The 23,535-nt window shown below is 68.0% G+C and carries 21 protein-coding genes; 8 read left to right on the top strand and 13 right to left on the bottom strand.

Translation table 11 applies throughout. The features are described 5' to 3' along the window. The first annotated feature begins 7 nt into the window (after positions 1-7). The 5 genes from ABS88_RS08175 to ABS88_RS08155 all read left to right on the top strand — a co-directional run bounded on the left by ABS88_RS08175 (position 8) and on the right by ABS88_RS08155 (position 6,764). A complete protein-coding gene (locus ABS88_RS08175) occupies positions 8-2,245 on the top strand; it encodes a S9 family peptidase (RefSeq protein WP_076073662.1) in 2,238 nt (745 codons plus the stop codon). Between the two features lies 1 nt (position 2,246). Further along, positions 2,247-3,920, top strand: a complete 1,674-nt coding sequence (locus ABS88_RS08170; RefSeq protein ID WP_286749594.1) for a DUF885 family protein — start codon at positions 2,247-2,249, stop codon at positions 3,918-3,920. An 8-nt stretch (positions 3,921-3,928) separates the two neighbouring features. After that, the gene (locus ABS88_RS08165; RefSeq protein WP_067105356.1) at positions 3,929-4,408 is read left to right on the top strand and encodes a DUF3830 family protein; all 480 of its coding nucleotides are present in this window, start codon (positions 3,929-3,931) and stop codon (positions 4,406-4,408) included. A gap of 12 nt (positions 4,409-4,420) precedes the next feature. Further along, positions 4,421-5,320 (top strand): bile acid:sodium symporter family protein, encoded by a 900-nt coding sequence (locus tag ABS88_RS08160; protein ID WP_067180816.1) that lies wholly within the window; start codon positions 4,421-4,423, stop codon positions 5,318-5,320. Positions 5,321-5,462: 142 nt separating this feature from the next. Next, positions 5,463-6,764 (top strand): NAD(P)/FAD-dependent oxidoreductase, encoded by a 1,302-nt coding sequence (locus ABS88_RS08155; protein WP_286749592.1) that lies wholly within the window; start codon positions 5,463-5,465, stop codon positions 6,762-6,764. A 123-nt stretch (positions 6,765-6,887) separates the two neighbouring features. Here the strand turns inward: ABS88_RS08155 and ABS88_RS08150 are convergent, their stop codons facing one another. Then, positions 6,888-7,358 carry a MarR family winged helix-turn-helix transcriptional regulator gene (locus tag ABS88_RS08150; protein WP_076073668.1) on the bottom strand — a complete coding sequence of 157 codons (471 nt, stop codon included), beginning with the start codon at positions 7,356-7,358 and terminating at the stop codon, positions 6,888-6,890. An 81-nt stretch (positions 7,359-7,439) separates the two neighbouring features. On the opposite strand from ABS88_RS08150, the gene ABS88_RS08145 reads away from it, so the two are divergent. Then, positions 7,440-9,179: a DUF885 domain-containing protein gene (locus ABS88_RS08145; RefSeq protein WP_076073671.1), complete on the top strand. Its 1,740-nt coding sequence runs from the start codon at positions 7,440-7,442 to the stop codon at positions 9,177-9,179. A 79-nt stretch (positions 9,180-9,258) separates the two neighbouring features. Here the strand turns inward: ABS88_RS08145 and ABS88_RS08140 are convergent, their stop codons facing one another. The 5 genes from ABS88_RS08140 to ABS88_RS08120 form a co-directional block, all read right to left on the bottom strand. Next, on the bottom strand, positions 9,259-10,695 hold the full coding sequence (locus ABS88_RS08140) for an indolepyruvate oxidoreductase subunit beta family protein (RefSeq protein ID WP_104959283.1): 1,437 nt from the start codon (positions 10,693-10,695) through the stop codon (positions 9,259-9,261). Beyond that, entirely contained in the window at positions 10,695-11,636 is a 942-nt protein-coding gene (locus tag ABS88_RS08135) for a thiamine pyrophosphate-dependent enzyme (protein ID WP_286749591.1), read from the bottom strand. Before ABS88_RS08135 ends, ABS88_RS08140 begins: the two co-directional genes overlap by 1 nt. After that, positions 11,573-12,820 (bottom strand): ferredoxin family protein, encoded by a 1,248-nt coding sequence (locus ABS88_RS08130; protein WP_286749590.1) that lies wholly within the window; start codon positions 12,818-12,820, stop codon positions 11,573-11,575. Before ABS88_RS08130 ends, ABS88_RS08135 begins: the two co-directional genes overlap by 64 nt. Before the next feature lie 7 nt (positions 12,821-12,827). Continuing rightward, positions 12,828-13,607: a cyclase family protein gene (locus ABS88_RS08125; RefSeq protein WP_076073676.1), complete on the bottom strand. Its 780-nt coding sequence runs from the start codon at positions 13,605-13,607 to the stop codon at positions 12,828-12,830. 65 nt (positions 13,608-13,672) lie between these two features. Then, complete coding sequence (locus tag ABS88_RS08120; protein ID WP_076073679.1) at positions 13,673-15,535, bottom strand: tetratricopeptide repeat protein; 1,863 nt, start codon at positions 15,533-15,535, stop codon at positions 13,673-13,675. Between the two features lie 78 nt (positions 15,536-15,613). On the opposite strand from ABS88_RS08120, the gene ABS88_RS08115 reads away from it, so the two are divergent. Continuing rightward, positions 15,614-17,017, top strand: a complete 1,404-nt coding sequence (locus ABS88_RS08115) for an amidohydrolase family protein (protein ID WP_104959284.1) — start codon at positions 15,614-15,616, stop codon at positions 17,015-17,017. A gap of 222 nt (positions 17,018-17,239) precedes the next feature. On the opposite strand, the gene ABS88_RS08110 is transcribed toward ABS88_RS08115, so the two are convergent. Next, entirely contained in the window at positions 17,240-17,713 is a 474-nt protein-coding gene (locus ABS88_RS08110; RefSeq protein ID WP_067105366.1) for a MarR family winged helix-turn-helix transcriptional regulator, read from the bottom strand. Between the two features lie 407 nt (positions 17,714-18,120). On the opposite strand from ABS88_RS08110, the gene ABS88_RS08105 reads away from it, so the two are divergent. Further along, positions 18,121-19,446, top strand: a complete 1,326-nt coding sequence (locus ABS88_RS08105) for a M24 family metallopeptidase (protein WP_199775048.1) — start codon at positions 18,121-18,123, stop codon at positions 19,444-19,446. A 40-nt stretch (positions 19,447-19,486) separates the two neighbouring features. Here ABS88_RS08105 and ABS88_RS08100 read toward each other — a convergent pair whose 3' ends face one another. The 6 genes from ABS88_RS08100 to ABS88_RS08075 are packed head-to-tail and all read right to left on the bottom strand — an operon-like array spanning position 19,487 to position 23,519. Continuing rightward, on the bottom strand, positions 19,487-19,891 hold the full coding sequence (locus tag ABS88_RS08100; RefSeq protein WP_076073687.1) for a RidA family protein: 405 nt from the start codon (positions 19,889-19,891) through the stop codon (positions 19,487-19,489). Then, a complete protein-coding gene (locus ABS88_RS08095) occupies positions 19,888-20,292 on the bottom strand; it encodes an acyl-CoA thioesterase (protein WP_076073689.1) in 405 nt (134 codons plus the stop codon). Before ABS88_RS08095 ends, ABS88_RS08100 begins: the two co-directional genes overlap by 4 nt. Continuing rightward, positions 20,292-21,458 carry an acyl-CoA dehydrogenase family protein gene (locus ABS88_RS08090; protein ID WP_286749588.1) on the bottom strand — a complete coding sequence of 389 codons (1,167 nt, stop codon included), beginning with the start codon at positions 21,456-21,458 and terminating at the stop codon, positions 20,292-20,294. Before ABS88_RS08090 ends, ABS88_RS08095 begins: the two co-directional genes overlap by 1 nt. Next, a complete protein-coding gene (locus tag ABS88_RS08085) occupies positions 21,458-22,267 on the bottom strand; it encodes an enoyl-CoA hydratase family protein (protein WP_076073694.1) in 810 nt (269 codons plus the stop codon). Before ABS88_RS08085 ends, ABS88_RS08090 begins: the two co-directional genes overlap by 1 nt. Then, complete coding sequence (locus ABS88_RS08080) at positions 22,264-22,761, bottom strand: MarR family winged helix-turn-helix transcriptional regulator (protein ID WP_234002544.1); 498 nt, start codon at positions 22,759-22,761, stop codon at positions 22,264-22,266. The genes ABS88_RS08085 and ABS88_RS08080 overlap by 4 nt, the downstream gene beginning before the upstream one ends. Then, on the bottom strand, positions 22,758-23,519 hold the full coding sequence (locus ABS88_RS08075) for an SDR family NAD(P)-dependent oxidoreductase (protein ID WP_076073697.1): 762 nt from the start codon (positions 23,517-23,519) through the stop codon (positions 22,758-22,760). Before ABS88_RS08075 ends, ABS88_RS08080 begins: the two co-directional genes overlap by 4 nt. Positions 23,520-23,535: the final 16 nt, after the last annotated feature.

Genomic DNA, 23,535 nt, shown 5'->3' with positions numbered 1-23,535 from the left:
GCGATAGATGAACGAGATGGGTCTGTTCCGGTCGGTCGGCGTTGCGCTGGCGTTGGCTCTTTCCTCGACGGCGGCAAGCGCGCAGGATCGTCCCGCACCGCATGCCCCCGTCCACGGCGGCGCGAAGGTGGCGGGGACGTCGCTGTCGATCGACGAACTCTATCGCACCAAGAGCCTGATCGGAACGACGCCCGAAGGCTATAGCTGGGCGGCGGACGGTGACACGGTGTTGTTCCTGTGGAACGACGAAGGTTATAGCTTCCGCGACATCTGGTCCTATTCGGTCCGGACGGGGAAGAAGACGCGGCTCACCTTCCTGGGCCGCGACAGCAAGCCCGAGGCCGAGCAGAAAGGGATCGCGCAGGCGGTCGCGCTCGACCGGGGGCGGGTGGCGTTCACGCTGGGCGGACAGCTTCATATCCGCGAGGCGAACGGCACGGTCACGCCGGTCGAAACCGACAAGCAAGCGGTTCGCAAGCTTGCCGTGTCGCCCGACGGCACGCGGCTGGCCTTCATTTCGGGCAACCCCGTCGATACGCGCAATCGCGTGACGCTGGGCGGCGTGCTCTGGGTCCGCGACGTCGCGGCGAAGGGCGGCAATGCCGCGCGCCGCGTCGCGGGGGACGACGATCCCAAGGTCTATATCGGCGATTTCCAGTGGTCGGCCGACGGCAAGGCGATCGCCTTCGAGCAATCCGACGACCGCGCCATGCCCGAGCGCGACATCTATTATTACGCCAAGGGCGGCTTGCAGAACAATCGCGTCATCCGGGCCTTTCCGGGCGACGAGACAACGAAGGCCACGGTCGGCGTCGTCACCCTCGCGTCGGGCGACGTGCGCTTTTTCGACCGCCCGAACGCCAAGGATCATATCTGGGACTATGGCGTGTCGAACGACGGCAAGCGCCTGTTCGTCAGCGGCTCCGACATGGAGGCGAAGGAACACAGCATCTATGTCTTCGACGTCGCGAGCGGGACGCGCGAAACCTTCTATCAGCTGCGCGAGGCGAAGCATCTGCGTCCCGACTGGAAGGTCGCATGGGCGCCGCGCGACGACGGGCTGATCATCCTGACCGACCGTGACGGCTGGCTGCACCTCTATCACCAGCGCGCCGCGGGCGAAGCGCCGCGCCAGATCACGAGCGGCCGGTGGGAGATCGAATCCTTCGCGGTCGACGGCAAGCGCGGCCAGCTCTATTTCACCGCGAACGAATCCTACATCCCCGACCGCCAGCTCTATCGCGTGCCGGTCGCGGGCGGTGCGATCGAGCGGTTGAGCGGCGCCGCGGCCGGAACGCACCAGCCGGTCTATTCACCCGATTTCCGCCATATCGCCGACTGGTACAGCAACGACACCACGCCGCCCGAGCTTTTCCTGATCGACACGGCGAAGCCGGGCAAAGCGGTGCAGGTCACCAAGTCGCCGCAACCCGAATTCTATACCCAGACCTGGGCGAACATCGGCTATGTCGAGTTTCCGAGCCATGTCGACGGCACCAACCTTGTCGCGCGGCTGAGCCTGCCCGCCAACTACGACCCCGCGAAACGCTATCCGGTGATCGTCGGCTCGGTCTATTCGGATGCGGTGCGCAACCAGTGGGGCGGCCGCCGCGCGCACCCGACCTGGGGTCTCGACCAATATTTCGTCGCGCAAGGCTATATCGTCCTCAACGTCAATATCCGCGGATCGTGGGGGCAGGGACGCGACCACAACCAGACGCAATATCAAAGCTATGGCGAGACCGACATCAACGACCTGGAAAGCGGCGTCCGCTATCTGGTCGAGAAGGGCTATGCCGATCCCAGGCGGATCGGCATCTGGGGGTCGAGCTATGGCGGGCTGATGACGATCATGTCGCTGGCGAAGAAGCCCGGCGTCTATGCCGCCGGCATCGCCGGGGCGCCCGCGACGAACGTCTGGCACGCCTATCCGTCGCAGATGTGGATCATGGGGCCGCCCGACGGCGCCGACATGCCGGCCCGCTACGAAGCGCAATCGGCGCTCTATCAGGCCAAGGGCATCAAGGACCGGCTGATGATCATCCACGGAACGCGCGACCCGGTCGTGCTCTATTCCGACACGATCGCGCTGATCGAGGGGATGATCCAGCGCGAGCAGATGTTCGAACTCGTCACCCTGCCCGGCGCCAACCATGCCTGGGCCAGCGACAACCTGCCGCAGGCGCGTTTCGCCTTCAAGAAGATGGTCGATTTCTTCGACCGCAATGTGAAGAACAGGGAGTGACATGCTGCGGCGTGCGATTTCCCTGATGATCGGCGGCGCGGCGCTGCTGTCGGCAACGGGCGCCGCGGCGCAGGCCGAGGTGCAGGCGCTGGGCGCCGACTTCTGGGCGTGGCGCGCCACGACCCAGCCGGCGACGAGCGACGACATTCCGCGGATCGTGCGCCCCGAAAAATGGACGCCCGACTGGTCGCCCGCCGCCGTCGACGCCCAGAAGCGGCAGCTCGCGGCGTTCGAAACGCGGTGGAAGGCGCTCGCGCAGGCGCCGCAGTCGGTCGGCGAGACGGTCGATTACCGGCTGGTCGGATCGGCGCTGGCGCGCGTGCGCTGGGAACTCGACCATGTCGCCGCGTGGCGGCGCCAGCCGCATTTCTATGTTGCGCAGGCGCTGAACCCGATCTTCGAACTGCTGTTGCCGCCGCCGCCGCTCGAACGGGCGCGGATCGACGACGTCATCCGGCTGCTCGGCCACGCGCCGGCGACTCTTGCTGCGGGCAAGACCAATCTCACCGACATGCGCGGGCCGTTCGTCGACGCCGCGCTCGCGCAGGTCGCGCAGGTCCCGTCCAGCCTGAACGGCATGGTCGCCGGCATCGATCCGCACGCGACGCCGGGCCAGCGCCGGCAGCTCCGCACCGCGGCCGACAAGGCGATCGCGGCCTTCGCCGATTTCGAAGCCTTCCTGAACGCCCGGCGCGCCGGCTTGTCCGATGCGACCGCGGTCGGCCGCGACAGCTATCGCTATTTCCTCGGCAGCGTTGCCCTCTATCCCTATTCGCCCGAGGAACTGCAGGTGATGGGGCGGCAGGAATGGGCGCGCTCGGTATTGTTCGAGGAACTCGAGCGCAACCGCAACGCGGGGCTGCCCGAACTGCCGATCGGCGCATCGATCGACGCGGTGACGGCGAAGCTCGACGCCGACGAACGCAAGGTCCGGGCCTTTCTGCGCGACCGCAAGCTGCTGACCGTGCCCGAATGGGTGGGCCATTATAACGCCCAACCCTTTCCGGCCTATCTGGCGCCGATCGGCTGGCTGGGGCGGACCTTCGACCTGACGAGCCGGACGCGTGTCGGACAGAATGCGACCGTCTATCTTCCCGAACCGTCGCCCGGGCTCGGCTATTTCAACCTGTCGATCACCCGCGATCCGCGCCCGATCATCGTGCACGAAGGCGTGCCCGGCCATTTCTTCCAGCTCAGCCTGGGCTGGAAGCATCCGAACCCGCTGCGCCGCCACTATTACGACAGCGGCGCGAACGAGGGGACGGGCTTCTATGCCGAGGAGATGATGCTTCAGGCGGGCCTATGGGCCGACGCGCCCCGGACGCGCGAGATCATCTACAATTTCGCCCGGCTGCGCGCGCTGCGGGTCGAGGTCGACGTGAAGCTGGCGCTTGGCGACTTCAGCATCGCCGAGGCGGCGGACTATCTGGAAAAGATGGTGCCGATGGACCGCGCCACGGCGGAAGAGGAAGCGGTCTTCTTCGCCGCCGCGCCGGGACAGGCGATCAGCTATCAGATCGGCAAGATGCAGACGGCGGAATTCCTGGCCGAGGCGCGGGTGCGCGAGGGCAAGGATTTCGACCTCAAGCGCTTCCACGATTATCTCTGGCTCAACGGCAATGTGCCCATCGCGCTCCAGAAGCAGGAGTATCTGGCGATGGTGGACGGGAAATAGGGAGCGCCATGCGTATTATCCGACTGACCGAACCGCAGTCCGGCCTGTCCGCGCGCTGCCGCCTGATCGAGGATGCGGCGCCCGAATCGGCGGCCTTCCTGTGGGACCTCGCCGAACGCCGCGCGGCGTTCGAAGCCATGCATGCGATCTGGACCGGCCCCGAGATCTCCGTCCCGATGCCGGCCAGCACGCTGCCGGCCGGGATGGCGCAGCCCGCCATCCCGGCCGAGAACGCGACCTCCTATCCCGAGGCGGGCGACATCGTCCTCGCCTATCTCGCCGCGGGCAGCACCAAGGGGCTGCCGCCGGGACCCTTCTACGACATCGGCCTCTTCTATGGCGGCGGCGGGCGCCTGCTGATGCCCTTCGGGTGGATCCAGGCGAATGTCTGTGCCCGCATCCTCGACGAGGATCTGGCCAAGGCGCAGGCCGACTGCCGCGCCATCCGGCGCAACGGCGCCTGCACCCTGACGATTGAAACCGCCTGAGGACGCCCGCCCATGACCTATGACGATCTGATGTCCTTGCTGGGCAACTGGCTGCTCCCGGGATCGCTGGTAGCGATCATGGTGTCGATGGGCCTGTCGCTGACCGCCGACGATTTTCGGCAGGTATTCCGGAACAAGCGCGCGCTGATCTTCGGCGTCTGCTCGATGCTGGTCGTGCCGCCGCTGATCGGGCTCACGCTCGCGCTGACGGTGGTGCCCACCGCGGCGCTCGCGGTCGGCTTCGTCCTGCTCGCGACGACCCCCGGCGGCATGTTGTCGAACCTGTTCACCGACATGGCGAAGGGCGATCTGGCGCTGTCGATGTCGATGACGCTGATCCTCAGCATGATCTATATCTTCGTGGTCCCCTTCTACGCGCATTTCGCGCTGCTCCATTTCATGGGGCTGGAGGCGGACGTGCAGGTGCCGCTCGCCTCCTTCTTCTGGGACATCTTCTCGATCACGGTGCTGCCCGCGACGGTGGGCTTCGCGATCCGCGCGTGGCGGCCCGATTTCGCGATCTGGTTCAAGCGCTACCTGAAGAATGCAGCGACGATCGTCCTGTTCAGCTCCTTCGGCGTGATACTCTACGACCAGGTTCCGGTGCTGCGCGAGAATCTGGGGGCGCTGTTCTGGATCACGGTCGCGCTCAACCTGACCATGGTCGTCGTCGTGATGACCATCGTCCGCTTCGCCGGCTTCTCGCGGCGCGAGAATGTCGCGATCGGGATCGAGCATCTGATGCGACAGGAAGGCACCGCGATCTTCATCGCCGTTTCGATCGTCGGCAACAACGAGATGTCGTTGCCGATGATCATGAACACACCCGTGGCGCTTTGTTTCGTGCTGCTCTTCGTTGCCATCGCGCGGCGGACGGGGCGGTCGGAGCAGGGCGTTCCAGCCACGATCTGAACCATAGCAAGATAGAGCGCCCGGCAAACGGGCGAGCAGGAAAGTTCGCAGTTATGACAGTGTCCCGAGTTGTGGGCGTCGCGACGGGGTCTCTCCCGCTCGTCGCGATGGGCACCCTCTTCGTCGCTTCGACGGAGCGATGATGCAGCATCGATCGATCTCCCGCGCCGCTCGCAAGGATAGTGTCACGAGCCCGCTGTGGACGGCGACCGCCGCCCCGGGGCCCGCGCTGGCGCCGTTGTCGGGCCATGTCGAGAGCGACGTGCTGGTCGTCGGCGGCGGCATCGCCGGAACCGCGACGGCGCTCCATCTGGCCGAAAAGGGTGTCCCGGTCGTGCTGGTCGAGGCGGGCCAGCCGGGCGACGGCGCGACCGGGCAGAGCGGCGGACTCGTCGCACCCGACTATATCCGCCATTCGCCCGATTCGGCGCGACAGGCGTTCGGCGCGGAGGACGGCGAACGGCTGAACCGGATGATCGGCGCCTCGGGCCGCTTCGTCTTCGACCTTATCGCGCGGCACGCGATCGATTGCGATGCGCGCCCGGACGGCTTCTACACGCCCGCGCACACCGAGGCGCTCGCCGACAATCAGCGCCGCTCCGCCGACCAGTGGCGGTCGCGCGGCTATGCCGTCGATTTCGTCGAGGGCGCAGAGGTCCGGCGGCTGTTCGGCACCGACCGCTATTGCGGCGCGCTACGCTTCGGCGACGGCGGCAGCCTCAACCCGCTCGGCTATGTCCGCGGCCTTGCCCGCGCGGCCGAGCGCGAAGGCGCGCGCCTGTTCGCGAACAGCCCGGTCGCCGCGCTCGAGCGGACGACGGACGGCTGGCTTTGCCGCACGCCCGGCGGGACGGTGCGCGCGGACCGCGTCGTTCTGGCTGCCAACGGCGGCAACGGTGCGCTGCACCCGGCGATGCGGCGGACGACCCTGCCGCTGCACGTCTTCCAGTTCGCGAGCGCGCCGCTCGACGAAGCGCAGCGTCGGGCGATCCTGACCGAAGGGGGCGCCTTCACCGACAAGGTCCCCTATCTGTTCACCGCGCGGCTCGACGGGCAGGGGCATCTGGTCTCGGCCTTTCCCGCGTCCTTCCTGATCCGCAGCGATGCCGCGCTCTATCGCGAGGCCCGGCGGCGGCTGGCGCAGCATTTCGCGGCGATGCCCGATCCGCAGATCGATTTCCTGTGGCGCGGCCTGGCGTGGGTGAACACCTCCTTCCTTCCCGAGGTCTATGATCTCGGCGAGGGGGCGATCGCCATTCAGGCCTGCAACGGCCGCGGGATCGCGACCAACAGCGTGCTGGGGGCGGAGGTGGCTGCCATGCTGGCGACGGGCGATCGCACGGCGCTTTCGGTGCAGCCGCGCGCGCCGGCGCCGGTGCGCTTCCATGCCGGCGCGGCGTGGCTGCCGAAGCTGCTGATGTCGATGGCCTATCTGTCGAACTGAGGCATGGGCGATCCGGGGTCGATCGACGTTCAGCTCTGGCCCGCAAACAGCGGCGCCATCGGAATGCTGAACTCCGGCACCGGCAAAGTCGCCATTTCCGCCTCGCTTGAACTGCGCCCGCCCCTAGGGCGCCAGCGGTTCCAGATTGTCGTGAAGCCGGCCGAGCAGCGCGATCAACTGCTCGAATTCCTCGGCCTTCAGCCCCGCGATCAGATGGGCATAGATGGGTGCGGTCGCCAGCCGCGCCTCGGCCAGCCGCGCTTCGCCACCCGGGGCGAGCGCGACCAGCGTCACGCGGGCGTCCTCGCGGCTCGGCGTGGCGGTCACCAGTCCGGCCGCGGTCATCCGCTGGATGATCCGTGTCATCGTCGACAGGTTGATGACCGCCGCCTGCGCGATCTCGCGCGCGCCGCGCGGCGATTCCTCGCCGAGGATCATCAGGACGCGCCAGCCTGGAATATCGAGGCCGATCGCGCGCAGCCGCGCATCGATGATGCTGTTGTACCGGCTGACCAGCCGGTTGAGCAGATAGAAGGGGTATCGATCGACCCGAAAGGCGGTGTCGCCGGGGTTCCCCGACTGAAAGACGTCCATGACCGCCGCTTTAGCTCAAAGCTCTTCGGTTTCAATCCGCCGCGTCCCGGTGCGGCGCCGTTCCCCTGAAAGGAATTCGCCATGGCTCCTGCAATCCCCACCCCGATCCGGCGCTGGTGCCGCGTCGTAGCGCTGTGCGGAGGAGCCCTGCTGCTGGGCGGGGCCGCGACACCCGACCTGCCCGACCTGATCGATCGTTACGAGCATTTCGCGGAAGACTATCCGATGGAGGCGGGGCGCTCCGATCCGTCGCGGGCGCGGGTCGGCTGGCCCGACGAGACGCCGGCGGGCATGGCGGGGCGCAAGGCCGAGCTCCAGCGGATTGCCGCAGCGCTCGATGCGCTCGACGATGCGGCGCTGACCGACGAAACGCGCGTCGATCGTGCCTATCTGCGCCAGCTCATCGCCTGGCGGGTCGAAGGGATAGACTTCGACGAACGGCGCTTCGCCTTCGTCGCGCATGAAGGCTTCTACAACACGCCCTATTCGCTCGCGCGCGGCCTGACCCTGCGCAGCGAAGCCGATGCGCGCGCGTGGGTGGAGCGGATGCGCGGCATTCCGCGCTATTTCGCCGAGCAGCGCGCCAACCTCGCGCGCGGGGTGGCGTCGGGCTGGACGCACCCCGCGGTCGTGATCGACGTGGGGGTGGCGATCCTGCGCAACCAGATCGCGCAGCCCGTGGCCGAGGACCCGATGCTGGAGCCGCTCAAGCCCTATCCGGCGATCGCGGCCGAGGCGCAGCGATTGATCGAAACGGACATCCGGCCGGCGCAGCGCGAGGCGCTAGCCTATATCGACGGCCCCTATCGCGCGAAGGCGCGCAAGGAACTGGGTATCGCGGCCGTGCCGGGCGGGCGGGCCTATTACGACTTCCTGCTGCGCTATTATACGACGACCGACCTGACCGCCGAGCAGATCCACGAAATGGGGCTGGCGGAGGTACGCCGGATCCGCGCCGAGATGGACAAGGTCATCGCCTCGACCGGCTTCGAGGGGAGCTTCGCCGACTGGCTGCGCTTCCTGCGCACCGACCCGCGCTTCTATGCGACGAGCCGCGAAGGCCTGATCGAGAAATATGCTGCGGCGGCCAAGCGCATCGACGGCGTGCTGCCGCGCTATTTTTCGGTTCTGCCGCGCCAGCCCTTCACGATCGTGCCGGTGCCGCGCGAGCTGGAAGAAGGCTATACGACCGCGCGCGGCGGCGGCGGCGGCGATTTCGAAAAGGGCTTTGCCGGGACCTTCGTCGTCAACACCTCGCATCTCGACCAGCGGCCGCTGTACGAGGTCCCGGCGCTCAGCCTGCACGAGGCAGCGCCGGGGCACCACACGCACGGCGCGCTCAACAACGAGAACAAGGCGCTCCCCGGCTTCCGCCGCGCCCGCGATCTGCTGGCCTTCCGCGAGGGATGGGCGCTCTATGCCGAACGGCTTGGGCACGAGATGGGCGTCTATCGCGATGCCTATGAGACCTTTGGCAGCCTCTCGACCGAGATGTGGCGCGCGTGCCGCATGGTCGTCGATACCGGCATCCACGTGATGGGCTGGAGCTATGACCGGGCGCGACAGTGCTTTGCCGAGAATACGGCGCTGGCCGACATCAACATCGACACCGAACTCGCGCGCTATATCGGTGCGCCGGGGGGCGCGGTCGCCTACAAGGTCGGCGAACTCAAGATCGTCGAGCTGCGCCGCCGCGCCGAACAGGCGCTGGGCGACCGCTTCGACATCCGCGCCTTTCACGACCTGATCCTCGCGCAGGGGCAACTGCCGATGACGATGCTGGAGGCGAAGGTCGACGCCTGGATCGCGGCGAAACGTTAGGGTCGTCCCATTCCGGTAGATGCGGCATATCAGCCCTTGATGCGAGCCAAGCGGGACAGAGTCTGCTTCGCGCCAGCGATCAGGAGGCCAGGGCTTGGTCGAGTGCCTGGCCTTCCTCGTCCGCCAGCGCCGCCTCGCGCAGGCGGGCGATGTCCGCGGCGGCGAGGTTGCCCTTGCGATACCGCTCGACGATCCGCTCGTAATTGCCGAGGCCGCGCTCGAACGTGTCGCCATAGCCCTTGATCAGCCGCTGGCATTTCACGATCTCGACCGCGACATCGGGCGCGGCGGCGCGGGCGAGCGCCAGCCATGCCTCGATCCGCTCCTGCTCGATCCGGTAGCGCAGCGTGCCGCGCCGCCAGCGCCGCCAGCCGGCGAGCAGCGACAGCATCAGGAACCAGCGCAAGCTGGTCGTCTCGACATGGCGACCCTTCGCGAACAGCGGCTTCAGCCGCCGCGTCAGCCAGGGACTGGCAAGAATGCGGCGCCCGATCGGCGCGGGCAGCGTCTCGCAGACCTCTTCAAGCCGCGGATGCATATATTCGGTGAGCTCGACGATCTGGTCGTCCTTCGCCTTCACCTCGGCGCGGACGCGGGCGAAGCGGCTCGCCCGGACCTTCAGGGCCGCGACGCGGATCGTGTCCTCATAGGACATCCACAGCGCCAGGTGACGCGCGGCTTCGGTCAGCAGCGCGGGATCGGTCCCGAGCGCTTCGAGCCGGTCGAGGTAGAGGGCAGCATAGGCCGCGTCCTGATAGTCCATCAGCCGTTTCACGCCCTCGACCGCGAAATCATGCGCCTCGCGCGGCAGATTCGCTTCGATGCGCGCCAGCAGCGCGCGCCCGGCCGCGGTGGTCGGCGCAGTGGCGCGCGGCGTTTCCTGCGGCGTTCCGCCCTTGCCCTGCGCGGCGTCGAAGCCGGCCGCGAAGCCTTGCAGATTGGTTTCGATCGCCTTGCCGCCCGCGCGGATCGCATCCTCGAAGGCCGCGCGGGGAAAGGGCAGGACGCCGCTGCCCGCGAGCGCGCCGAACATGATCGAACTGATGACGCTGCCCGTGCGCGCGGCGGCATCGTCCATGTCGAAGCCGATGAAGCGGCGGGCCCGCTCCTGCGCGGCGGCCAGGATGCGCTCGCCGCTGGCGCGGCCGTCGCCCATCGCCGATTTCTCGTCGATCGCGTAGACGCGGTGGGTCGAGCCGATCAGCAGCGTGTCCTTCGACACGAAGCCGCGCAGGATCGCGCGGCCGGCCTCCATCAGTTCCGACGCGAGGACGACATCGACGTCGCCGGGCACCGGCATGAGTGCGAGCACGGGTGGTGCGCTGGCGCAGCCGGCCGGGAACATCTCGATATAATAGACGGTGGCGCCGGTGCGCTGCGCGACGCCGGGGACCGAAGTGCCCTGCGCGACATAATTGTTCGCCTCGCCGAGCTGGACGATCCAGTCGGCGAGGACGCCGCCGCCTTGCCCGCCGAGCCCGAGGGCGGCGATGGTGATGCGTTCGCGCCCGGCCATCAGAAGGCCCTCGCGGCCAGCCGGCGCGCCGATCGCCGCTGGAGCGCGCCGATCACCCAGCCGCGCAGCCGATGGCGCAGCCGATCGCGCCGATCGGGATTGGCGATGATCCGCGCCTTGTAGAAGGACGGGCAGAGGACGGCCGCGTGGCTGACCTCTCCGCACACCCCGCATCCGACGCAGCTGTTCTCGACATGCGCAATCGGGTCCTGGCGCAGCGGATCGGGGTTCGTCCGGATCGTCAGCGACGGACAGCCCGACAGGCGGATGCAGCTGTGGTCGCCGGTGCAGGTGTCGGGGTCGACCCCGAAGCGTTCGCGCACCACCCGCTCGCCGGCGCGCAGAGCCTTCGCCATCTGGGGCTTGATGCGCCGCTGGCGGTTAAGCTGGCATTCGGACTGGGCGACGAGCACCTTCGGGCCCTTTTCGGGCGAGGTCAGCGCGTCGCGGATCGCATCGCGCATCCCCGCCACGTCATAGGTGCGCGTCCGCGTCTGCGCCCAGCCGATGCCGACGCCGCGCACCGCGCGCTCGATCGGGTTGTTGGTCTGGCGGTGCGGCGGCCGTGCGCGCGACGAGGGGATGTCCTGTCCGCCGGTCGCGGCCGAATAGCCGTTGTCGACGATGATCGTCAGATTGTCGTCCTGGTTGAAGACCGCGTTGCCGATGCCCGACGTCAGGCCGTTGTGCCAGAAGCCGCCGTCGCCCATGATCGCGACCGCGCGCTTGCCCTCGGGCTTGAACGCGGAGGCGCCCGCGGTGCCGAGGCCATAGCCCATCGTCGTGTTGCCGATGTGAAAGGGCGGCAGGATCGAGAAGAGGTGGCAGCCGATGTCGGCGGAGACGTGCAGTTCCCCAACCTCTTTCTGGACCAGCTTCATCGCCGAGAAGATCGGCCGCTCAGGACAGCCGGTGCAGAAGCCCGCGGGCCGCTGCGGCACTGCGCCCGGCGGCAGCGCGGACGGCTGGGCAGGCTCCTCGGGGCCGGTGCGCGGTCGGGGGCGTGGGCGCGCAGGAAGCGGGCGATGCCGTCCTTGATGACCGCGGCCGTATATTCGCCCGCGCGCGGCAGCACATCCTTGCCGACGATGCGCGTCTGCAGGTCGGCGCGGCGAACGAGCGTGTTGAGTTCGTGCTCGATGAATTCGGGCTGGCCTTCCTCGACCACCAGCACCGCGCGCTTGCCGGCGCAGAAGGCCTGCACTTCGTCGGGGATCAGCGGATAGGTGACGTTGAGCACATAGACGGGCAGCGCCGCATTGCCGAAGGCGTCGGACAGGTCGAGCAGTTCGAGCGCGCGGTTGAGCGAATTGAACAGCCCGCCCTGGACGATGATGCCGATCTCGTCGCGCTCGGTGCCGAAATGCTCGTTCAGCCTGTGCTGCCTGACGAAATCGATGCCGGCGGGCCAGCGCTTCTCGATCTTCTCGACCTCGTGCAGGAAATTGGCGGGCGGCAGGACGATGCGGTTGGTGTCGCGCGTCGGTGCCGCCGCGGCTTCGGCGACGGTCAGCGGCGGCCGCCGGTTGTCGCGCGCCGTGAAGCTGCCCGTGACATGGCAGGCCCGCACCCTGAGTTCGAGCATGACCGGGGTGTTCGACGCTTCGGACAGCTCGAACCCCTTTTCGACCATGTCGACGATCAGCGGCAGGCTGGGCCGCGGGTCGAGCAGCCACATCTGCGATTTCATCGCGAAGGCGTGGGTGCGCTCCTGCATGATCGAGGAGCCTTCGCCATAATCCTCGCCAAGGATGATCAACGCCCCCCCGGTGACGCCTCCCGAGGCGACGTTCGACAGCGCGTCCGACGCGACGTTGGTGCCGACCACCGATTTCCACGCGACTGCGCCGCGCAGCGGATAGTTGACCGACGCGGCGAGCATCGCCGCGGCGGTCGCCTCGCTGGCCGAGCTTTCGAAATGCACGCCGAGCCCGGCCATCAGGTCGCTGGCGTCGGAAAACACGTCCATCAGGTGGCTGATCGGCGATCCCTGGTAGCCGCCGACATAGGCGACGCCCGCCTGGAGCAGCGCCTTGGTGACCGCGAGGATGCCTTCGCCGTGGAAGGACTCGCCGTCGCCGAGCTTGAGCTGCTCGACCTCCGCCTTGAAGGAACGTTCCGCCATTGCCGCGTCAGTCCGCGACGAGCGCGAGCACGCGCAGCGGGCTGCCCGAACCGCCCTTGATCTTGAGCGGCGCGGCGACGACCACGCTGCCCGTCGGCGGCAGCAGGTCCAGATTCTCGAGACACTGGAGCCCATAGCGGCCCGCCGCGTGGAACAGCGTGTGCGCCGGATAGGCCGGATCGAGCAGATGCGCCTGCCCCGCGTCGGTGCCGATCGTCTCGACGCCCAGCCCGTGTGCGTCGCGTTCGTCGACCAGGAAACGCACCGCCTCCGCCGACGGCCCCGGTGTGTGCGCCCCGTCCTCGCGCCGGTTGGTATAGGCGTCGACGTCGCGCTTCGACCAGTCGGTGCGCAGCATGACCCAGCTGCGCGGCGGGATGCGGCCGTGCGTCGCTTCCCATGCCTTTATATCCTCGACCGTCAGCAGATAGTCGGGATCGGCCGCCGCCTTCTGCGAGATGTCGATGACGACGGCGGGCGCGATGAAATCGGCGGGCGCCACCGTGTCGACCGAATTGTTGGGCAGGTCCTTGCCCGTGATCCAGTGGATCGGCGCGTCGAAATGGGTGCCGGTGTGCTCGCTGACCGTAAAATTGTTCCAGTACCAGGCGACTCCGCGCTCGTCGTAGCGCGAAATCTCTTCCTGGCTGAAGGCGGCGCACTGGCCGAATTCGGGCGGCAGGACGAGCGTCGGCGTCTCGGGCGACAGCGTCTGGGTCAGGTCGATGGTGCGGATCGCGCCCGATGCGACGCCCGCGGCGAATTGCTGGATAATGTTTGCAGTCATGATCTTTTCTCCCGAGCCGGATTGTGCGTCGAAAAACTTGCATATGCAAGTAAATTGATGATCCCCTAGTCCGCCGGCACGACGTCGAACGCGATCGTCGTGCGGTGCCCCTCGTCGGCGAAGGGGATGGTGCCGTGGTAGAAATAGGACGGGAACAGGACGAGGCGCCCCGGTTCCGGACGCACCGTGCGGACGATCCGTTCGCGGGCGCCGAGGCGCAGGCCGGTTTCGCCGAACTTGAGCCACCCCTGTTCGCCTTCGGCGACCGCCGCGGGGAGGGCGACATAATAGACCGCGCTGATCCAGCCTTCGGGGTGGATATGGTTGGTGTGGTGGCCGCCGTCGTGCAGCCGCACCGACCAGGAGCCCGAAAAGGCGAAGCGGGATGCCTTGCGGTTGAGGAAGGGGTGAGCGGCATCGTCGGGCAGCGCGGCGATATAGCGGCGGACGCCTTCCTCGATCAGCGCCCGGACCGCCGCAACCTCCGGCACGTCGCGGCCGAACAGGTCATCGGCCGTCTGCGTCCCGCCGCGCAGCGTCTGTTCGAGCGGATGCCGCTGCCCGAGGTGCAGCGCGCCAAGCGCTTCGTCGAGCCGGCGATTGAAACCGGCGACGTCGCCGTCTGCGGGACTGAGGGCCAGTGTGCCGATCAGCGCCACATCGTTCAGCCATTCGGCGAGGGCATCGCCGGTGAACCGCCACGCGATACCCTGGAGGGCGAGTGCCTGCTGATCGCGGGGATCGGTATCGAGGCGGCGCGCGATGCGCGGCATCGCCTCCGCCGGCCGGTCGAGGATCAGGAGCGAGCGGGCGGATTCACGCAGGGCGGCTGCATGCTCCGGGTCGCCGTCCAGCGCGGCGTCGAAGGCGGCGAGCGCCTCTTCCGACCGGCCGCTCGACCAGAGCGCCTGCCCCAGCCGATGTTGCAGGTCGGCGCCGCCGACGCCGCGTGCGACCGCCGGGGCGAGCAGCGCCGCCGCTTCGCTGGGCTCGCCGCCGAGCGTCAGGCGGTTGGCAAGCCCCGCGAGCAACCCGGCGTCGTCGGGATGACGGCGCAGCGCCTCGCGATAGCTGTCGAGATGGCGATCGGCGCGGCGATGCTCCCAGAGCAGTCGGCTGAGCGAATCGTGCATCGCAGCGTCGGCTGGCGTCAGGCGGATCGCCGCGCGATAGGCGGCGGCGGCTTCGTCGATGCGGCCAAGATCCTGCAGGCAATGCCCGAGGTTGTACCGGATTTTCGCTTCGCCGGGTGCCTGCGCGGCGCATTCCTCGAAGAGCGGCAAAGCCTCTTCGGGGCGCCCGACGAGCCGCAGCGCCACCGCGAGATTGTGCTGCCAGGGCGCATGGTCGGGGCGCAGGCGCAGCGCGGTGCGGTAGGCGTCGACGGCCTGCTTTCCGTCGTTCAGCGCGTTCAGCGCCTGACCGAGCACGGCCCATGCGCGCGCATGGTCGGGGCGCGCGCGGACGAGCGGAGCGAGCCCGTCGCGTGCCGCGCCCGGATCGCCGAGCGCGATCCGCGCCAGCGCGAGGTTGATCCGCGCGTCGTCGTAGCTGGGCGCAAGAGCCAGCGCTTCCTGATAGGCGGCGGCGGCCTCGGCGTGCCGTCCGAGATCGGAAAGGCTGCTGCCCAGATTGTTGAGCACGTGCGGCTGGCCGGGACGGGCGGCCAGCGAACGGCGGAACAGCGCCGTCGCCGCGGTGTGATCGCCGCGCCGCCGCGCGACCATCCCCAGCAATTGCAGCGCGTCGGGCTGATCGGGGCTCTGGGCCAATATGGCTTGCAGGCCGGCTTCCGCGGCATCGAAACGCCCCGAGCGGGCAAGCACCATCGCCTGACCAAGCGCCTGTTCGAGGCCTGCCTGCGGTTGCGCCAGCGGCATGTCGTGCTCCGGCGGCCGCGATCGCCCGCCGATCCGGCCGCCGCGCATCGAAGCAAATCCCTCTTGTGTCGTCAAGAGAATCGCGCTTTAAATCATGTGTAAATTCACATTTCAGGGGAGGTTGCCATGCCGGATCATATCGCACGTCGTCGAGGGGGCGATCGCTGGAAGCACGCGGCGCTGGGCGTCGGCCTGCTGACATCGCTCGCCGCCTTGTCGCCGGTTGTACAGGCGGCCGAGCGCCCGATTCCCGAAACGACCGACGACGTGCGGCGCGTGCCGATTCCCCCGATTGATCGCAGCCACGAACCGATCGTCGTGATCGCCGGCGGCACGCTGATCGACGGACGCGGCGGCGCGCCGATCTCCAATGCGGTGGTGGTGACTCAGGGCGACCGGATTCTCGCCGCGGGACCCGCCGGGTCGGTGGCAGTGCCGGCCGATGCCGCGCGCACGATCGACGCCTCCGGCCTGTACGTGATGCCGGGCCTGATCGATCTGCACATCCACTTCACCCAGCAGCGCTGCGACGATTTCGGCAAATATTCTGACAGCCCGGCAGGCGCCGCGATCCGCGGCGTCGCGCTGGCCGAGCAACTGATCAACGCTGGCATCACCGCGGCACGCGACGTGGGTACCGTCGACGATGTCGCGCTGCGCATCAAGGAAGGGGTCGACCGCGGCATCATCCGCGGGCCGCGCGTCCTGTGGAGCGGGCGCATCATCGCGACCACCGGCGGCCACGGCGACGAGGTGACGTCGACGGCGACCGGGCGGCAGAAGCCAGCACTGGGCGGGCCGTCGAAGGGCGCCAACGGCCCGTGGGAATGGCGCACCGCGGTGCGCGAGCAGATCCGCAACCTTGCCGACTGGATCAAGCTCGGCGCGCCGGCCGATAAGGAGGAACTGGCGGCGGCGATCGACGAGGCGCACTCGCTGGGCGTGCCGGTCGCGATCGACAGCTTCGGCAAATATACCGACTGGGCGATCGAGGCCGGGGTCGACACGCTCGAACATCCGCTGGCGATGAGCGACAATGCGGTGCCGCTGATGAAGAAGCACGGGACGGCGTTCGTCCCGACGATCATCGCCTTCGACAATCTGCTCAACGGCGGCTATCCGACCGCCGGCATTCCGAGCGGCGGTTTCTATAACACCCATTCGCGCCGTTTCGTGATCGACCAGCGGGACCATCTGAAGCGCGTGACCGAAGCCTATCGCGCCGGCGTGCCGATCGGCGTCGGGACCGACATTCCGTTCGAAAACGACGAACGCTATCCCGACGCCTATTTCCATGAACTCGATTATCTGAGCCAGGCGGGGATGAGCAACGCCGACATCCTTGCATCGGCGACCCGCGTCGGCGCGCAGATCATGCGGATGGGCGACAAGCTGGGCACGATCGAAAAGGGCAAGATCGCGGACATATTGATCGTCGGCGCGAACCCGCTCGATTCGCTCAAGAATCTGCGCGACGTCCGCTACGTCGTCGCGGACGGCAAGGTGGTCGTCGACGGGCCGGCGCGTTAGGCCGGACCGACATTCCGCTCTGGCGACCTGCAAATGGCGGTTTTTCGCGCTTCCGCTGCTCAAGTCGGGAATTATCCCTTTTCGACAAGGAACCATTCCCGGCGAAAGCCGGGGTTCACGCAGGACAGTACTGTGCCCTGGACCCGGGCTTTCGCCGGGGAACAGGTTCTTGCCGCTTGCGGGTGGCGCGTCCGTACGATGTCATCGTCCGCCCACGCGGCGCTATTCGATTGGCAGTTTGCTGAGGTTGGCGCTGATCTTCTGAAGCGTGCGCAGCAGGTGGGCGAGGTCGCGGTTGCTGATGCCGTCCATCGCGCGCGTGAACTGGCGTCCGACGATCGGGGTCAGCTTGCGCAGCGTCTGCTGGCCCGCGGGCGTCAGCGTGACTTCGGTGACGCGGTTATCCTCGGGATTGGGCTCGGTCGTCACGAGCCCCTGTTCGATCATCCGGTCGATGATCCGGCTGATCGTCGACCGCTTGGTCAGGGCGGCTTCCGCGATCGCGCCGATGCTAGCGGGCTGACGCTCACGCAGCACCGTCATGACGCGATAGACGGGCTTGGACACGCCGTGCTTGTGCAGCACCTTGTCCATGTCCTCATGATATTTGAAATCGGCGTGCGCCATCAGATAGAATGGCGAATTCTCCAGGCGAAATGTCGGACTGCTCGGGTCGTAATCACCACGATTTTCCATTTCGCCCCCCAATTTGTCCGTCGATTTCCTCGTCGACCTTGCGTTCATGTGTTCCCCAAATGCCCTGTAGGATCAAGCCGTTCCGTCATGGCGAAACGCTCATGGCGCTCGAATTAGCCGAAAACATATGTATTTGCACTTGGTTATGAGGGGGCGGTTCCGAAATCGTCTGCCGGGTGCTCGCGCCGGTGCCGGGAAGGATTGCGAGACGGCCCTCGATCTCCTCCCTTGCCGTTACGACTGCCGTTCTTTTTCCCCATAGTGGTTAGTGACGCCCGCCACGGCATCACGTGGTCCTTTCCGTGGTGGATAAATTGACACTAATCGCGTGAATATGAATATATAAGTCGCGCTGAGCCGACCGGCCGCTTCCGCGGGACGGCACGCAATACAGGAGGAGGGTGGCGATGCGGGCGAATCGGCTGGTGCGGACGATGGGAATGCTGACGATGCTGTCGGCGGTGATCGCGGTTCCCGCCCCGGCGCAGGAAGCGAAACAGCGCTGGGACCAGCTATGCCAGATCCGCAAGGACAAGCTCGACCTGATCCTGCCGGAGGCGATGCGCGAGAACGGCATCGACATGTGGATCGTCGCGTCGCGCGAGGGGCATGACGATCCCAATGCGGCGATGCTGGGCGGCGGCTATGTCGGCGACATCGGCTATTATATCTTCACCGACCGCGGCGGCGGGCGGATCGAGCGGGCGGCGCTGGGCATCGGCGGCGCGGCCTTCGAACAGTGTCCGCTCTATGATATCAAGGGGCCGCCGTCGGACCTGCGCGCCTTTGTCGAGGCGCGGGCGCCCGCGCGCATCGGCATCAACGTCGCGACCGAGATCGGCACCGCCGACGGGCTCAGCCGTTCGCTTTACGAGGCGCTTCGCGCGGCGCTGGGTCCCGATCTGGCGGCGCGGCTGGTCTCCGCCGAAAAGCTCGTTTCCGATTTCCGCTCGCGGCACAGCGCCACCGAGATCGCGGCCTTTGCGCGCGCCGGCGAATATTCGCGGACCATCGCCGAACGGGCGCTATCGAACGAGGTGATCCGGCCGGGCCACACGACGACCGGCGATGTCGCCTGGTGGATGATGGAGGAATTGCACCGGCAGGGGCTGGGCAATAGCTTCGGCCTGCCCAGCATCTATGTGCTGGGGCCGGGCGAACGCGGGCCGACGTCGGGCGATCATGTGATCCAACCGGGCGACCTCATCACCATGGACTGGGGCGTCAACTATCTGCTCGCCTATACCGACATGAAGCGCATGGCCTATGTGTTGAAGCCCGGCGAGAATGCGCCGCCGCCGGGCGTGCAGCGCGCCTTCGACAAGGCGATGGAGATACGGCGGATGATCCTCGACGCGATCCGCCCGGGCGTGACCGCGGGCGAGGCGCTGGCGGCGGTCAACCGCCGCGTCGCGCAGACGCCGGGGCTTGCGCTCGGCCGCTACGACGATCCGAGTCCCGACCCGAAATATTCGGACGTGGTGATCGGCAGCCATTCGGTCGGCGACTGGGGGCATGGATCGGGGCCGTCGATGGCGGATTTCAACCCGCTGCGCATGACCTATGCCTTGCGGCCCGGCAATTTCCTGTCAATCGAACTGTTTCTCTATACCCCCGTTCCCGAATGGGGCGGGCGCAAGATCAAGATCCCGCTCGAAGACAATGGCGTGGTGATCGCGCGCGGCTTCGAGTGGACCGCGCCCCCGGCGAGCCGTATCCTGCTGGTGAAATAGCGTCCCATTCAGCCCTCCCCAGAAGGGGGAGGGGCTCGATTCACACTTCGGGGACGACCGCGATCGTTTCGATCTCGATCTTCGCCTCGGCCTCGACCAGCGCCACGACCTCGGCCACCGCCATCGCGGGGAAGTTGCGGCCGATCAGATCGCGATAGGCTTCGCCGATCGCGGGCAGGCTGGCGAGATATTCGTCGCGGCTCGTCACATACCAGGTCATGCGCACGATATGCTCGGGGCCCGCGCCAGCCTCTGCGAGGATCGCCAGCGTGTTGACCAGGACCTGGCGGAACTGGCCCGCGAGGTCGGGGCTGACGAAGCGCTCCTCGTCATCCCAGCCGACCACGCCGGCGGTGAAGACCATGCGGCCGGTCGCCGCGACGCCGTTGGCGTAGCCGCGCGGTCGTTTCCAGCCGGGGGGGAGCAATGTTTGATGAGCGGTCATGATATTTCCTTGTTCAGACGGTCGAGAAGCTCTGGCGGCCAGGGGCGCGAGCGGCCCTGCGCCAGATCGATGAGCACCTGGGTGTAGCGGACGGAGAAGCGGGGCTGGCCCGCGCAGGCGATGGCGACGGCCAGATCGACCGAACTGCGACCCGCCCGCGTGACCGCGACGGTGAAATCGAGCCGGTCGCCGAGGCGGCTCGGCGTCGCGAATTCGGCGTGCAGGCTGACCGTCGGCAGGCCGAGCCCCATGTCGAGATGCAGCGTGCGGCGGTCGATCCCCAGCACCGCTGCGGTCCAGTCCTCGATCGCCGCATCGCACAGCTCAAAATAGCGCGGATAGAAAGCGATGCCCGCGGGGTCGCAGTGCGCGAAGCGCAGCGGCAGGCTGGTGTGGAACATCAGGACGCGCTCTGGGCGAGATGCTGGCGCGCGATCACGACCTTCTGCACCTCCGACGCGCCCTCGTAGATGCGCAGCGCCCGCACCTCGCGATAGAGCGCCTCGACCGGCGTGCCGACGGTGACACCGAGGCCACCGAACATCTGCACCGCCTTGTCGATCACCTGCTGCGCGCTGTCGGTCGCGTGCAGCTTGGCGAGCGCCGCCTCGCGCGTGTTGCGCTCGCCGCGCACGTCGCGGAGCCAGCCGGCGCGGTAGATGAGTAGCGCTGAGGTGTCGACGTCGAGCACCATTTCGGCGAGCTTCGCCTGCGTCACCGCATTGTCGGCGAGCGTGCCTGCGCCCAGCTTGCGGACCCGCGCGCGCGCGGTCGCCTCGTCGAGCGCGCGGCGCGCGAAGCCGAGCGCGGCGGCGCCGACGGTGGTGCGGAAGATGTCGAGCGTCGCCATCGCGGCGGCGAAGCCGCGCCCCGATTCGCCGAGCAGCGCGGTTTCGGGCAGTGCCATGCCGGTAAAGGTCAGGGTGGCGAGCGGATGCGGCGCGATGACGGCGATGCGCTCGGTCACCGCGAGGCCGGGGGTATCGGCATCGACGATGAAGGCCGACACGCCCTTTGCGCCGGGCGCCTCGCCGGTGCGGGCGAACAGGACATAATAGTCAGCGATGCCGCCGTTCGAGATATAGGTCTTGGCGCCGTCGACGCGATAGCCGTCGCCGGTGCGGGTCGCGGTTGTCTCCATCGACGCGACATCGGAGCCTGAGGCGGGCTCGGTGAGCGCGAAGGCCGCAATCTTCCGCCCCGCCGCGACGTCGGGCAGATAGGCGCGCTTCTGCGCCTCGGTCCCGAACAGGCTGATCGTGCCCGACCCGAGCCCCTGCATCGCGAAGGCGAAGTCGGCGAGGCCCGAATGGCGCGCCAGCGTTTCGCGGATCAGCGCGAGCGAGCGGATGTCGAGCGTGTCGTGCATCCCGCCATAGGCGGTGGGGACGCAGTAGCGCAGCCAGCCGGCGTCGCCGAGCGCTCGGACCAGCGCGCGGCATTCGCCGTCGACATCTTCCGAATGGGCGTGCGCGACGTTCGCCGCGCACCAGTCGTCGAGCTCGCGGCCGAGGCGGCGGTGGCCGTCGTCGAGGAACGGCCAGTCGAGGAAGCTGCGGTCGGCCATCAGTCGCCCGCGAATTCGGGGCTGCGCTTGTCCGCGAACGCCTCGAAGGCGCGGCGGAAATCGTTGGTCGCCATGCAGATCGCCTGCGCCTGCGCCTCCATCTCGATCGCGGTCTCGACCGAGACCGCCCATTCGGTGTTGAGCTGCGTCTTGGTGATGCCGTGCGCGAAGGTGGGGCCGCTGGCGAGCGAGCGGGCGAGGCCGAGCGCCTCGTCGAGCAGCGCGTCGGGTTCGACGAGACGGTTGTGGAAGCCCCAGCGTTCGCCTTCCTCGGCACCCATCATCCGGCCGGTGTAGAGCAGGTCCGACGCGCGGCCCTGGCCGATGATGCGCGGCAGGATCGCGCAGGCGCCCATGTCGCACCCGGCGAGGCCGACGCGCGTGAACAGGAAGGCGGTCTTTGCCGCCGGGGTCGCGATGCGCATGTCCGACGCCATCGCCATGATCGCGCCGGCACCGACGCAGATGCCGTCAATCGCGGCAATGATCGGTTGCGGGCATGCGCGCATCGCCTTGACGAGATCGCCTGTCATGCGCGTGAAATTGAGCAGTTCGGGCATCCGCATTTCAGTCAGCGGCCCGATGATTTCGTGCACGTCGCCGCCCGACGAGAAATTGCCGCCGGCGCCGATGACGACCACCGCCTTGACCGCGGGCGCGTAGACGAGCGCGCGGAAGGTGTCGCGCAGTTCCGCGTAGCTTTCGAAGGTCAACGGGTTCTTGCGGTCGGGGCGGTTGAGCGTGACCGTGGCGACGCCGGCGTCGAACCGCCAGCCGAAATGTTGGGGCGAAAAGCTTTCGGGATTCATGCGTCTTCCTTTCCAGTGTCGGCGGCCAGCGAGTGCTTGAGCGCGCCGAGCAGATCATAGAGCGCCGTGCGCTGGTCGCGGCTGAGCCCCGCGAGCATCGCGTCGATCCAGTCGTGGTGCGCGTCGGCGAGACCGGCGAAGCATTCGCGCCCCTGCTGCGTCAGGCGGACGATCGACGCGCGGCCGTCGGTCGGCGACGGGGCGATGCTGACATAGCGGTCGCGGGCGAGCGTCTGGACGACGCCGGTGACATTGCCGTTCGAAACCAGCAGCGCCTGCGACAACTGCCCCATCGTCATGCCTTCGGGGTGGCGGTCGAGCGCGGCCATGACATCGAAACGCGGCAGGGTGACGCCGAACCGGTCGGCGAAACGGCGCTTGATGCGCTTTTCGATCACCGTCGCGCAGGTGAGCAGCCGCAGCCAGAGGCGGACGTTGCCGTGCGCGCCCATCGCGCCGTCGTGCTTTTCGCGGATCGCGGCGGGGGCGGTCACATCACCTCTCCGCCCGCGACCATCACCGCCTGCCCGGTCACCGACCGGCTGGCGGGCAGGCAGAGCCACAGCACCGCCTCCGCGACCTCAACGGGGTCGATGAGCCGCCGCTGCGGGTTGAAGCGCGTCAGTTCGGCCAGCGCCTCGGTTTCGCTGCGGCCGGTCTTCGCCCGGATATTGGCGACAGCCCGCCCGACGATGTCGGTGTCGGTAAAGCCGGGGCAGACGGCGTTGGCGGTCAGCGGCGTCGCGGCATATTCGGTCGCGAGCGCGCGCATCAGCCCGATCGCGCCATGCTTCGACGCGACATAGGGCGCGGTATAGGCATAGCCCTTCACCCCCGCGGTCGATGCGACGGTGACGATGCGTCCGGCGGGCGCCGCCAGCAGGTCGGGCAGCGCCGCCTGGCAGCAATGAAAGAGGGCGTCGAGATTGATCGCCATCGCGCCGCGCCATGCTTCGGCCGTGACGCGGGCGAATGGCGCGCTCGGCGCGATCCCGGCGTTGTTGACGAGAATGGAAATCGGTCCATGGGCGCTGCGCGCGCTATCGAACGCCGCCTCCACCGCCGCGCGATCGGCGACGTCGGCGGGGGCGACATGCGCGTGAGGCAGCGAGGCCGCCGTCGCTTCGAGGGCGTCGCGCCTGCGCCCGATCAGCGTCAGCCGCGCACCTTCGGCCGCGAGCGCCCGTGCGATGGCGGCACCGATTCCCGATCCGCCCCCGGTGATGACGGCATGCACGTCCTGCAAACGCATTGGGACTCCTCCCGCC

The organism is Sphingopyxis sp. SCN 67-31, from assembly GCF_001725095.1.
The sequence above is the reverse complement of the archived record's forward strand: the minus strand, read 5'-3'. Positions and strand labels throughout refer to the sequence as shown.

Excerpts from the sequence above, each read along its gene's own strand:
- ABS88_RS08075 (WP_076073697.1), bottom strand. The coding sequence starts at position 23,519 with ATGCGTTTGCAGGACGTGCATGCCGTCATCACCGGGGGCGGATCGGGA.
- ABS88_RS08095 (WP_076073689.1), bottom strand. The coding sequence starts at position 20,292 with ATGTTCCACACCAGCCTGCCGCTGCGCTTCGCGCACTGCGACCCCGCG.
- ABS88_RS08175 (WP_076073662.1), top strand. The coding sequence starts at position 8 with ATGAACGAGATGGGTCTGTTCCGGTCGGTCGGCGTTGCGCTGGCGTTG.
- ABS88_RS08115 (WP_104959284.1), top strand. The coding sequence starts at position 15,614 with ATGCCGGATCATATCGCACGTCGTCGAGGGGGCGATCGCTGGAAGCAC.
- ABS88_RS08100 (WP_076073687.1), bottom strand. The coding sequence starts at position 19,891 with ATGACCGCTCATCAAACATTGCTCCCCCCCGGCTGGAAACGACCGCGC.
- ABS88_RS08170 (WP_286749594.1), top strand. The coding sequence starts at position 2,247 with ATGCTGCGGCGTGCGATTTCCCTGATGATCGGCGGCGCGGCGCTGCTG.
- ABS88_RS08165 (WP_067105356.1), top strand. The coding sequence starts at position 3,929 with ATGCGTATTATCCGACTGACCGAACCGCAGTCCGGCCTGTCCGCGCGC.
- ABS88_RS08085 (WP_076073694.1), bottom strand. The coding sequence starts at position 22,267 with ATGAATCCCGAAAGCTTTTCGCCCCAACATTTCGGCTGGCGGTTCGAC.
- ABS88_RS08160 (WP_067180816.1), top strand. The coding sequence starts at position 4,421 with ATGACCTATGACGATCTGATGTCCTTGCTGGGCAACTGGCTGCTCCCG.
- ABS88_RS08140 (WP_104959283.1), bottom strand. The coding sequence starts at position 10,695 with ATGGCCGGGCGCGAACGCATCACCATCGCCGCCCTCGGGCTCGGCGGG.
- ABS88_RS08125 (WP_076073676.1), bottom strand. The coding sequence starts at position 13,607 with ATGACTGCAAACATTATCCAGCAATTCGCCGCGGGCGTCGCATCGGGC.
- ABS88_RS08145 (WP_076073671.1), top strand. The coding sequence starts at position 7,440 with ATGGCTCCTGCAATCCCCACCCCGATCCGGCGCTGGTGCCGCGTCGTA.
- ABS88_RS08090 (WP_286749588.1), bottom strand. The coding sequence starts at position 21,458 with ATGGCCGACCGCAGCTTCCTCGACTGGCCGTTCCTCGACGACGGCCAC.
- ABS88_RS08155 (WP_286749592.1), top strand. The coding sequence starts at position 5,463 with ATGCAGCATCGATCGATCTCCCGCGCCGCTCGCAAGGATAGTGTCACG.
- ABS88_RS08150 (WP_076073668.1), bottom strand. The coding sequence starts at position 7,358 with ATGGACGTCTTTCAGTCGGGGAACCCCGGCGACACCGCCTTTCGGGTC.
- ABS88_RS08120 (WP_076073679.1), bottom strand. The coding sequence starts at position 15,535 with ATGCGCGGCGGCCGGATCGGCGGGCGATCGCGGCCGCCGGAGCACGAC.
- ABS88_RS08110 (WP_067105366.1), bottom strand. The coding sequence starts at position 17,713 with ATGGAAAATCGTGGTGATTACGACCCGAGCAGTCCGACATTTCGCCTG.
- ABS88_RS08130 (WP_286749590.1), bottom strand. The coding sequence starts at position 12,820 with ATGGCGGAACGTTCCTTCAAGGCGGAGGTCGAGCAGCTCAAGCTCGGC.
- ABS88_RS08105 (WP_199775048.1), top strand. The coding sequence starts at position 18,121 with ATGCGGGCGAATCGGCTGGTGCGGACGATGGGAATGCTGACGATGCTG.